General features: G+C 58.6%; 8 protein-coding genes and 1 pseudogene. 2 read left to right on the top strand and 7 right to left on the bottom strand.

Annotated elements, in window-relative coordinates; all coding sequences use genetic code 11:
• From ACUTJJ_RS22560 to ACUTJJ_RS22550, 3 genes and pseudogenes are all read right to left on the bottom strand, one after another.
• Positions 1-369 (bottom strand): annotated as a pseudogene (locus ACUTJJ_RS22560) (SPOR domain-containing protein); the annotation flags it as partial.
• Between the two features lie 66 nt (positions 370-435).
• Positions 436-2193, bottom strand: a complete 1758-nt coding sequence (argS, locus tag ACUTJJ_RS22555) for an arginine--tRNA ligase (protein WP_445543489.1) — start codon at positions 2191-2193, stop codon at positions 436-438.
• Between the two features lie 75 nt (positions 2194-2268).
• Positions 2269-3486, bottom strand: a complete 1218-nt coding sequence (locus ACUTJJ_RS22550) for a deoxyguanosinetriphosphate triphosphohydrolase (RefSeq protein ID WP_445543488.1) — start codon at positions 3484-3486, stop codon at positions 2269-2271.
• 214 nt (positions 3487-3700) lie between these two features.
• Between ACUTJJ_RS22550 and erpA the strand changes: the two genes are divergently transcribed.
• Positions 3701-4033 (top strand): iron-sulfur cluster insertion protein ErpA, encoded by a 333-nt coding sequence (gene erpA / locus ACUTJJ_RS22545; protein ID WP_022556278.1) that lies wholly within the window; start codon positions 3701-3703, stop codon positions 4031-4033.
• Positions 4034-4129: 96 nt separating this feature from the next.
• Positions 4130-4927, top strand: a complete 798-nt coding sequence (gene xth / locus ACUTJJ_RS22540) for an exodeoxyribonuclease III (protein ID WP_063948841.1) — start codon at positions 4130-4132, stop codon at positions 4925-4927.
• Between the two features lie 41 nt (positions 4928-4968).
• Here the strand turns inward: xth and exoR are convergent, their stop codons facing one another.
• The 4 genes from exoR to ACUTJJ_RS22520 form a co-directional block, all read right to left on the bottom strand.
• Complete coding sequence (exoR, locus tag ACUTJJ_RS22535) at positions 4969-5763, bottom strand: exopolysaccharide production regulator ExoR (protein WP_063948840.1); 795 nt, start codon at positions 5761-5763, stop codon at positions 4969-4971.
• A 555-nt stretch (positions 5764-6318) separates the two neighbouring features.
• Positions 6319-7611, bottom strand: coding sequence for an outer membrane protein transport protein (locus ACUTJJ_RS22530; RefSeq protein ID WP_063948839.1), 1293 nt, complete (start codon positions 7609-7611; stop codon positions 6319-6321).
• Between the two features lie 454 nt (positions 7612-8065).
• Positions 8066-10909 carry a valine--tRNA ligase gene (locus ACUTJJ_RS22525; protein WP_209088144.1) on the bottom strand — a complete coding sequence of 948 codons (2844 nt, stop codon included), beginning with the start codon at positions 10907-10909 and terminating at the stop codon, positions 8066-8068.
• A 216-nt stretch (positions 10910-11125) separates the two neighbouring features.
• A partial coding sequence (locus ACUTJJ_RS22520) for a PopZ family protein (RefSeq protein WP_445543487.1) occupies positions 11126-11639 on the bottom strand: 514 nt, incomplete at its 5' end.

Genomic DNA, 11639 nt, shown 5'->3' with positions numbered 1-11639 from the left:
AGGCGCGGCAGCGGCTTCTGGCTCGGCAACCGGCGCAAGCTCCGGCTCGCGGCGGGCAAACACCTGCTCGACGCGCTGCATGAAATCGTTGGGATGAATGCCCGCACGGACATCGTTTGCCGGATCGAGAACGACCGGATCGGCGTGCGGCGCATCATAAACCTCAAACTCCCGAAGCAGCTCGTCCTCAAGATTGAATTCGGGTTCGCGGCGGGTAGCCGGCGAAACAGCGCGTGGCGCAGCGTCGGAACCCGCATGCGAAGGACGATCTTCAAAGCCGACGATCCGCGCCAGCTCTGCCAGAGGATCGTTGTCAGCGAACCCTTCGGACCGGGTGTCCCGGTTATACGCGACATTTTTTTCGACCATTACGTGTTCCACCATCTACGCATTGCAGCTCTTGCCAGCGTATTGTGAGCAAATAATGGTGAGATGTTATCGCATTTCAGCAGGTGCGTCCGCTCCTAAAAGCGTGAGGCCGGACCTCAAAACATTTGCGACAGCATTCACCAGCCCGAGTCTGGCAATGCTTAATTCTCGGTTTTTATCGTTAATAAAACGTAATTCCGGATTGTCTTTGCCCTTGTTCCAGTGTCCGTGGAAGGAGCTGGCCAGATCATAGAGGTAAAATGCAAGCCTGTGCGGCTCGTGAGCAAGGGCCGCAGATTCGATCAGACGCGGATATTCGGCAAGCTTAGCAACCAGCTGCAACTCATTGATATCGCTGATTAAAGAAACGGACCTTGCCATGTCTTCCGCCGATGGGGACAAGCCCGGAAACGCCTCCTGCGCCTGCCGGAAGATCGACATGCAGCGAGCGTGCGCATATTGCACATAAAATACTGGATTATCCTTCGATTGTTCGGTCACTTTCGCGAAATCGAAGTCCAGCGGCTCGGAATTCTTCCGGTAAAGCATCATGAATCGCACGGGATCGCGACCGACTTCGTCGACAACATCGCGCAGCGTGACGAAGTCGCCGGAGCGTTTCGACATCTTCACCGGCTCGCCGTCACGGAACAGCTTGACGAGCTGGCACAGAAGAACCGTCAGCTTGGACTTGCCTTCGGAGACGGCGCGCGCAACCGCTTCCAGACGCTTGACGTAACCGCCGTGGTCGGCGCCGAGCACATAGATCATCTCGGAAAAACCACGGTCGAACTTGTTCTTGAAATAGGCGACGTCGGCGGCGAAATAGGTGTAGGAACCATCCGACTTCATCAGCGCACGGTCCATGTCGTCGCCCACCTCGGTGGAGCGAAACAGGGTCTGTTCGCGGTCTTCCCAGTCATCAGGCAATTCGCCCTTCGGCGGCGGCAGCGTGCCCTTGTAGACATGGCCCTTGAAGGTGAGGTCGTTGATCGCCGAGAGGATCGGCCCGCCATTGCCCTCATGCAGCGTGCGCTCCGAGAAAAACACGTCGTGCCGGACGTTGAGAAGCGCCAGATCCTCGCGGATCATCGCCATCATCGCGTCGATGGCCTTGTCCTTGACGATCGGCATCCATTTTTCTTCAGGCATGGTGCGCAGCTTGATGCCATATTCATCCGCGAGCGCCTGTCCAACCGGAACGAGATAGTCACCCGGATAGAGACCGGACGGAATGGTGCCGATATCCTCGCCCAGCGCCTCGCGATAACGCAGGAACACGGAGCGGGCCAGCACATCGATCTGCGAGCCGGCATCGTTGATGTAATATTCCTTGGTAACGCCATAACCCGCAAAGGCGAGCAGGTTCGCCAGCGTGTCGCCCACAACGGCGCCACGGCAATGGCCGACATGCATCGGGCCGGTCGGGTTGGCCGAGACATATTCGACGTTGATCTTCTGGCCGGCACCGACAGTGGAGCGGCCGAAATCGATGCCCTGCCCGATCATGTCAGCGAGAAGGCGCTGCCAGTAACCGACCGAAACCTTGAGATTGATGAAGCCGGGACCGGCGACATTGACGCTATCGACATCGCCATCCGCCTGAAGCGCCGGCACGATGAGTTCGGCCAGCGCCCGCGGATTGGTGCCGAGCGGCTTGGCGAGCACCATGGCTGCATTGGTCGCGACATCGCCGTGGCTGAGATCGCGTGGGGATTCGACGGTAATTCGACTGAAATCGACCTTTTCACGGTTCTCTTTCACGAGGTCGAGCGTCTCGAGCGCGTTTTTGATCCTGGTATCGAAATCGGCAAAAATGTTCATCGTTCCAACCTGCGCGAAGGGCTTCTGTTCATGTCCGGTATATTAGCCGGTCGGGCTTCGCGATCGCCCGCTGCCCTATCTCAAATCGGGGGTGCGGTCAAACAGCCGCTGGTGGGCGCGCAGTGCATAACTGTCGGTCATGCCCGCCAGATAGTCGCCCACATGCCGCGCCTTTGCCGCAACGCTCATGCCGGAAATGCTGTCCACCCAGTAGTGGCTCTGCATTTCCGCCGGCGTCTCCATATAACGGTGGAAAAGATCGGTGACGATCTGCGTGGCGCCGGCGCGGATGCGCATGATGTCCGGGTGCCGGTAGATATGGGCAAAGAGCAGCTTCTTGATCTGCCGGTCCGTCTCGGCCATCTCGGGCGAGAAGGTCGCGACAGTAAAATCCGCGGCCCTGATGTCGGCAGCCCGCTGCGGCTTCAGCCGGGCGAGATTCTGCTGCGCCACGCCGATCACATCCTCAACCATGTGGGTGATCTGCCGCCGCATGATCTCGTTGGCGAACCGTTCCTTGTCGAGAACAGGATATTTCGCGCGCACCTGCGCCATCAAGCCGCTGAGGAATGGCACCTCCTCCAGCATTTCAAAGGTGAGATAACCGGCACGCAGACCGTCATCGATGTCATGGGTATTATAGGCGATGTCGTCGGCAATCGCCGCCACCTGCGCCTCGAGGCTGGCATAGCTGCCGATCTCGAGATCCTGCAGCTGGCAATATTCGAGGATGGGCAGCGGAACCGGACCTTTTATGCCCTCGCCCTCCGCATTCACCAGCGGGCCATTGTGCTTGACGAGGCCTTCCAGCGTTTCCCAGGTCAGGTTGATGCCGTCATATTCGGCATAACGGCGCTCCAGCTTGGTGACGATGCGCAGCGACTGGGCGTTATGGTCGAAGCCGCCATAGGGCAGCAACACCGCATCCAGCGCGTCTTCGCCGGTATGGCCGAAGGGCGTGTGGCCGAAATCATGCACCAGCGCCACGCCCTCGGCCAGATCCTCATCCAGCTTCAGCGCACGGGCGAGCGCGCGGGCGATCTGCGCCACCTCGATGGTGTGGGTGAGCCGCGTGCGATAATGGTCGCCATCGGGGCTGATGAAGACCTGCGTTTTGTGCTTCAGGCGGCGAAAGGCTGTCGTGTGGACGATCCGGTCACGGTCCCGCTGGAACTCGGAACGCGTCAGGCTTCCCTCTTCGGGAAAAAGACGTCCGCGCGTCGTCCATGGATCCGAGGCGAAGACCGCCCTCTCCCCACTTCCGAAACCCAATGCGCGCTGGTCTATGATCATGCATCCACCTGTAACTTTCCAAGGCCGCGACGTCCTTTTGCTCCCGGCCATTGACCTTTTCATTCACCCTTCATACCTATCGCAGAGGTCAGCGCAAAGCATCATCGTCGTGCAGACCCCCTTACGCAGGCTATAGACCGTTAATTTGACCGGTTTATAATAGTGACATCGAGATTATTGCTCTCCGGTTCTTGACCCCGGCAGGAGGAACGACATGGAAAACAGCGACATTACCCTTTCGGAAGCGGCAGCAAAACGAATCGCGCAGATTGTTGCGGCCGACGCCGGCAAACAGGCGCTGCGCGTCTCCGTCGAAGGCGGCGGCTGCTCGGGCTTCTCCTACAAGTTCGACCTGGCCGAAAACCCGGCCGATGACGACATCGTGATCGCCCGCGGCGACGCCAAGGTGCTGATCGACAGCCTTTCGGTCGTCTATATGGCCGGCTCGGAAATCGACTTCGTCGACAATCTGCTGGGCCAGTCTTTCCAGATCAAGAACCCCAATGCCGTGGCAAGCTGCGGCTGTGGCACCAGCTTCTCGATCTGACGATATCTATCCACCACATCCTCGCCACCGTTTTTCAAAAACGGTGGCATTCGCTTTTCCATCGGGTAAAAGTACCTCCACAAAAGGGAAACTCCGATGAAGATTGCCACCTGGAACATCAATGGCGTCAAGGCGCGTATCGAAAACCTCTGCCAGTGGCTGAAGGATTCGTCACCTGACATCGTCTGCCTTCAGGAAATCAAGTCGGTCGACGAGGGATTTCCCCGGCTGGAGATTGAGGCGCTTGGTTATCACATCGAGACCCATGGCCAAAAAGGCTTCAACGGCGTCGCCCTGCTCTCCAAAGTCAAACCCGATGAGGTCAATCGTGGCCTGCCGGGCGATGATGCCGACGAGCAGGCGCGGTTCATCGAAGGCGTGTTTTCCGTCGAAGGGGGCGCGATCCGCGTCTGCTCGCTTTACCTGCCGAACGGCAACCCGCCTGACGATCCGGTCAAATATCCCTACAAGCTTGCCTGGATGGAGCGCCTGCGGCGTTTTGCCGAGGACAGGCTGGCGCTCGAAGAGCCGCTCATTCTCGCCGGAGATTACAACGTAATCCCCGAACCATTCGATTGCCACGACCCACGCGTGTGGGAAGGCGACGCCTTGTTTCTGCCGAAGACCCGAGAAGCCTTCCGCAAACTCGAAAACCTCGGCCTGACCGACGCCGCGCGCGCGACCACCGATGAAGCAGGACTTTATTCCTTCTGGGATTATCAGGCCGGCGCATGGCCGAAAAACAACGGTATCCGCATCGATCATCTGATGCTGTCAGCGGAAGCGGCCGACAGGCTGGAAACCGTCAGCATCGAAAAACACGTTCGTGGCTGGGAAAAACCGTCCGACCACGTCCCGGTTTGCGGTTATTTCGATTTTAGTCCGGCCAACTGACCGGCTCGCGGCACGCGAAAGAAAACGCCTGATCGACCCGCTCAATCCGGGTCGTTGAACTGCATGTTCTGCGCAAGCGCGATCGCAGCCCGGCGGTCATTCTCGCCAGCGAGCGAAAATGCCTGCTCCTGCAGGTTCTGAATCCAGGTACAGTCCGCCGCCGTGCATTTGTCGAGCGCCGCCGTCATGAAGGCGAGCCCCTGCGTCGTCTGGCCTTCCTGGAAGATCAGATTGCCGAAGATCGACATGGCGCCGGCATGGCCGTGCTTGCGGGCCTGGTTAAGCCACTTCTTGGCCTGCTGCACATCCGCGCGACCGCCCTCACCGGCGAGGATCATCTCCGCCAGCCGGAACTGCGCTTCCGCGACGCCAAAGGTGGAGGCGACCTGAAAATAAAGCTGCCGCGCCTGTGAAAGGTCCATTTTGACGGGGCTTCCGGGAATACCGTGGCGGTAATAATCGGCCAGAGACAGCAGCGCATTGACGAAAAAGCCGGTGTCTTCCGACCCAGGCTCTACGCCCTGGCTGGCAATTTCGCTGTAAATCTTGAAAGCTTCGAAATCATTCTTGGCGACGCCGTCGCCATAGGCATACATATTGGCAAGCGCCCAGCGCGAACCGGTATGGCCCTTCTCGGCCGCATAACGATAAGCCTCGACGGCTTCGTCCTTGTTGCCGTTCTTGTAGGCCTTGAACCCGAACTTGAACAGGTCGAAAGGACCAGACTCCTTCGTCACGCCCGCATTGATGTCAAAAGCCAGAACCGGCATTGCGAGCGACGCAAGCAACATGCCCATGAAGAGCGGCTTTAAAACGTTGGCTTCACATTTCAGCATTTCAGCGAACTTCTCTCACTCTTCCCGGCATGACGCCAATCTTTGCGGAATATGAACCCCGCCGGGCCGCGATTTTTCGAACACACTGCGCCTCCCCGGCAGCACTTTCCAGCGCACCACCGGTGGTCATCTGCGGTCATTGCTCCAAATTCTCGTCAAGACAGGTATAGGCATAATTTCCGGCAATATCACGGCATTTCCCCGCCCGCCGACCAGTGTCAAACAAGAAAGCCGGGCCAATTTCCCGTGTTACTTGCTTAAACCCTGAATCCAAACCCGTTTTCACTTTTTGCAACTCCACAGGCCCACATCAAACGCCCGCATGTTCTTTCATTCCCGCGCCTCTAAACATCAGCCAAGCACTCTGTTTGTGGCGGGAAATGGACAGATATGCTCACATTCCAACGCGACCACACGCTTGCAGAAAAGTGTTGCCAAATCGTCACAAAACTCCCGGGCCAGAAACTTTTATCTGACAGAAATGACAGGTCGCGCATGAAAAAAGGTCCGGTTGGTAAACCGGACCTTTATTTTAGCAACTTACGTTGAAAGCCTTCAGAACTTGACCTTCACGCCGGTCGAGATGGCTGCAACGAGATCGTTGCCGAAGGAGTAACCTGCTTCATCGCCGCAACGTGCGCCGAGCGGACCGCAAGGGGCACCGCCAATGGACGAGCTGCCGGAGGTCAGCAAACCGAGCGCACCGGCAATCTTGAACTCGACGTTCTTGTTGGGCGAATAAACGAGCTGCGTGCCAAGCATCCAGGTGTCGGTCTGCGTGCCGATGACAGTCGAAGTGCCGCGATCCCACGTCAGGCTGACGGCGCCGCTCCACTGTTCGTTGAACTTGTGGCCAATACCGCCGGAGATCGTCCAGCCGTCACGATAGAAGAGGTCGAGCGTATTGATGGCGCTCGGCGTTCCCGCAACGCAGGTGGGCGAACCGATGGCGCAGAATGGGATCGTCTGGATCTGGCTCCAGTCCGTCCACTTCACCGAACCGAAAGCGAGCCAGCCGGGCGCAATCCCCGACTGTACCTTCCACTCGATGCTATCAGGCATGGACACACTGCCGTAGACGGGCGTGATGCGGCCTGAAATCGGGTTAAGGCCGATCGGCAGATTGGTCAGATTGACGTTACCCGTCAGATCGACGTCCACGGCGCTGTTGTAAACAAGGCTCGTGCGGAACGCGATTTCAGGAATTTCGTAGGCCACGCCGGCGCGCCAGCCCCAGCCATCGCCTTCCATGTCCAGCTTGCCGATGCCGTTATAGATCGACGTCGGGATGCCATTTGCAGCCAGTGCGATGGGCGAAACGACCTGACGATATTTGTAGCCGCTCAGTTCCTGATAGAAACCGCCGCCAATGATCGAGAAATCGCCCTTGCCCAGATCGAACTTCACGCGGCAAGTCGTTGCGTAATTATGCGACTTAACCTTGGTTTCGATATTGTAGCTGGAGCCCTGCCAGATGCCCGGATTGAGATCCGCACCCCACGGCTGCGAATAATCGAACATGCAGTCGCCGAAATCACCGATAGCCGCCTTGGCGCCAACGCGCGTCGTCCAGTAATTTTCGCCATCATCGGCGGTCGTGCTCCAGCTGGATGGCAGCGGGATCGGAACCGGGCTGGTCGGGCTCTTGTTGGGATTGTCCCGTGCATTCTCAACCTTGCGCTGCGGCGCGACGAAGGTTGCGGAACTGTCCAGTACGTAATCGGACGGATCGAACAGCAGATCGATATTATAACCGCCGCGCTCAAGACCGCCGGCCAGTGAAGGCGTTACCGCCGCAATGCTGACTGCGAAACATACCGCGCCGCGAAAAATTGCAGTTTTTGCCATCTCTCTCCCCAATCAAGGCAATGTGATCATCAAAAGAGTGAAGGGCTTTGAGGCAAATGACAATCTTCAGCACAGTGGCACAGTTCTGCGACACTGCCTCATATTTTACGTAAGAATTTCATAAGTAAGCCTTGAATTACTCATTTTAGGTTATTTTTCTAATCCCTTGGGATAATCCCGTCGCGAAATGAAACAATCGACTACGCATCACCGGAATTGTCGCCAAATAACCACAGTCGAAAGTTTCGCTAAAAAACCCCGTTATGGGACCGTTTTTATTGGCTTATTTCGCTTCCCAGCGATGATTTTCGTGGCCTGCCCTTGAAATTGGCCTGCCATGTACAGGTGACGATTCGACGCTGCGGCGCAACATTCCAGGAGTTGGCAAAACGCAAAAGCGCCCCGCTTGATGCGGGGCGCTTGCATTTGTCGTGCTTGTTTATGATGGCGAGGATCAGCCGGCTTCGCTAACGCGCTTCAGGGCCGTTCGAAGGCTCGTCAGCTGAACGTCCAGCTCCGCCTTTCGCTCACGCTCGGCGGCGACGACGTCCGGATCGGCATTGGCCACAAATTTCTCGTTCGAGAGCTTCTTGTCGATGCGTTCCATTTCCGCATCCACCTTGCCGATGGCCTTTTCGAGCCGCGCCTGTTCAGCAGCCAGATCCACCAGGTTGCCGAGCGGCAGGCAGACCGTTGCTTCACCGACGATGATCTGCGCCGAGCCCTTCGGTGCGACGTCGGCAGCGCGGATTTCGTCGGCCCGGGCAAGACGCCGTATGGCGGCGGCATGGCGATCAAGCCGCGCTTCCGTGGATGTGTTCGCGCCCACAACAACGAGAGAGGCGGTTGCGCCGGGCGGCACATTCATCTCGGCGCGAGCCGAACGGATGCCGGACACGAGGTCGATCAGCCAGTTGATTTCGGCGGCTGCAGCATCGTCGCGGAATTCCGGCTCCGGCCAATCGGTGAGGCACAACAGGTTGTCGCGCTCCACGCCCTCGCCCGCGGTATGGGCCCACAGCTCTTCCGTCATGAAGGGCATGAACGGATGCAGCAGCTTGTAGATTTCATCAAGCACGTAGGCCGCGCAGGCCTGCGATTCTGCCTTCGCCTGCTCGTCTTCACCGCCGAAGACCGGCTTCAGCAACTCCAGATACCAATCGCAGAACTGGTTCCAGACAAAGCGATAGAGAATGCCTGACGCGTCGTTGAAGCGGAAGGCTTCGAGCGCCGCCGTCACGTCGCGCGCCGTATTGGCCAGCTCGGTCAGGATCCAGCGGTTGATGGTCAGCGACGCCGTCTCGGCAATGAAATGCGGATCGCGCTTGACGCCGTTCATTTCGGCAAAGCGCGTGGCATTCCACAGCTTGGTGCCGAAGTTACGATACCCTGCAATACGCGCCGGATCGAGCTTCACGTCGCGACCCTGCGCCGCCATGATGGCCAGCGTGAACCGCAGCGCATCCGCGCCATATTCGTCGATCAGCTCCAGCGGGTCGATGACGTTGCCCTTGGACTTCGACATCTTCTGGCCGTTCTTGTCACGAACCAGCGCGTGGATGTAGACCGTGCTGAAGGGCTCGACCGGATTGCCGGCATCGTCCTTCATGAAATGCAGGCCCATCTGCATCATCCGCACCACCCAGAACGGGATAATATCGAAACCGGTGACCAGCACGTTGGTCGGGTAATAACGCGCCAGTTCCGGCGTCTGCTCGGGCCAGCCGAGCGTCGAGAACGGCCAGAGCGCCGACGAGAACCACGTGTCGAGCACGTCTTCGTCGCGCGTCAGGATTTCGCCGGGAGCGAAGTTCTCAAGCTTCTCCTCAACCCAGGCCTTCCACGGGCCTTCATGCGCAATGTAGTGCTGGATGGCCGCCTGAAGCGCCTCTTCTTCGGTCTTCTCAACGAAGACCTGCCCGTCGGGGCCATACCATGCCGGAATCTGGTGTCCCCACCACAATTGCCGCGAGATGCACCAGGGCTGGATGTTCTCCATCCACTGGAAATAGGTGTTTTCCCAGTTCTTCGGCACAAAATTGGTGCGGCCTTCACGAACCGAGGCGATCGCCGGCTGGGCCAGCGTCTTGTTGTCCACCCACCATTGGTCGGTCAGGCGCGGCTCGATCGGCACGCCGCCACGGTCGCCATGCGGCACCACGTGCTTGTGCGGCTCGATCTTGTCGAGAAGACCGGCTTCCTCGAAGATTTCGACGATGATCTTGCGCGCGGCAAAGCGATCCTGCCCTTCCAGACGGTCCCACGCGCCATGCAACGCTGCGGGATGGCTGAGACCTTCGAGAAAATCCTCGTTCTCCTTGATGGTGATCGTGCCGTCGATATTCATGACGTTGATGGCACGCAGGCCACAACGCTTACCGACTTCGAAATCGTTGAAATCATGCGCGGGCGTGATCTTGACCGCACCCGTACCGGCGGTCGGATCGGCATAATCGTCGGCAACGATCGGGATCCTACGTCCGACGATCGGCAGGATGACATGCTTACCGACGATACCCTTGTAACGCTCGTCTTCCGGGTTCACGGCAATGCCGGTATCGCCAAGCATGGTTTCAGGACGGGTCGTCGCCACGACGATGTAATCGCGGGTCTCGAACTCGGTGGGCTTGCCCTCTTCATCGAAAGCGACGGGATATTGATACGTGACGCCCTTTTCCAGCGGGTAACGCAGGTGCCAGAGATTGCCCTTCATCTCTATCTGCTCGACTTCCATGTCGGAAATCGCCGTCAGCAGCTTCGGATCCCAGTTGACGAGGCGCTTGTCCTTGTAGATCAGGCCCTGCTTGTAGAGCGTGACGAAAACTTCGAGAACGGCTTCGGAGAGACCTTCATCCATGGTGAAGCGTTCGCGCGACCAGTCACAGGACGCGCCGAGACGTTTCAACTGGTTGAAGATCAGGCCGCCGGACTCAGCCTTCCACTCCCAGACCTTTTCCACGAAAGCCTCACGGCCCATATCGCGGCGGCCGGGAAGCTGCTGTTCCATCAGCTTGCGCTCGACGACCATCTGCGTGGCGATGCCGGCATGGTCCATGCCCGGCTGCCACAGCACGTCCTTGCCGCGCATGCGCTCGAAGCGGACCAGAATATCCTGCAGCGTGTTGTTGAGCGCGTGGCCCATATGCAGGGAGCCGGTCACATTCGGCGGCGGAATAACGATGGTGAAGGTTTCCGCACCCGGTTTTGCGTTGGCGCCGGCACGAAAAGCGTTAGCCTCGTCCCAGGCTTTGGCAATTTTCGGTTCGACGGAGGCGGAATCGTAGGTCTTTTCGAGCATTTCCTGACCTGAATTTTAGAGTTCTTGTGTGGATTTTTTAAATAAGGATGGACGGGAGAGAGTCAACAGAAACCCACCCGCTGGCCGACCATTGAGCGGACCCACTGATGACTATGACCCCATAACACCTTCATCTTCAACAAAAAAGCCGCCCCGTTGCCGGAGCGGCCGCTGTTTCATCGCATCAGCAGCAATTGCAGATGCGCAGACCGGGACTCAGCGGCGCGAACCGCGCGCCACCCGCTCGATTTCCTCACGCACCAGACGTTCAACAAGCGTCGGCAGATTGTCTTCCAGCCAGTCCTGCAACATCGGGCGCAGCATCTCCGCAGCCATATCTTCGATCGAGCGCCGCTCGACGCCATCGAAAACCTCCGCCAGTTCGCTGAACGACCGGGCAATCTGCGCACCGGCAGCGGCGGAAATCAGGTTGAGCGAGAGGCCGCTATCGCCATGTGTCTCTTCCGGCGCAAGCTCCTCAACGGGTTCGAAAGTCGCCGTCTCGACGACAGGGTCCTGAGCTGACGCGTCTGTCTGCGTCACGGCCGGGGCCGCATCGATGGAGCCGCGCAACGAGAGTTGGTCAAAACGACTTTCCGGCGATGGCGCGCTTTCGATGGCCGCAGCGGCGGCGCGATCTTCCGAGACGAAGGGGGCAGGCTGTTCAGCCATACCTGCGGCTGCAACAGCCGCCATCAGCGGCCGGACATCCGTCGGACGCTGGGGTGCA

The sequence above is a fragment of the Agrobacterium sp. DKPNP3 genome, from assembly GCF_052686535.1.
Note: the sequence above shows the minus strand (reverse complement) of the source record. Positions and strands in the feature narration are given on the sequence as shown.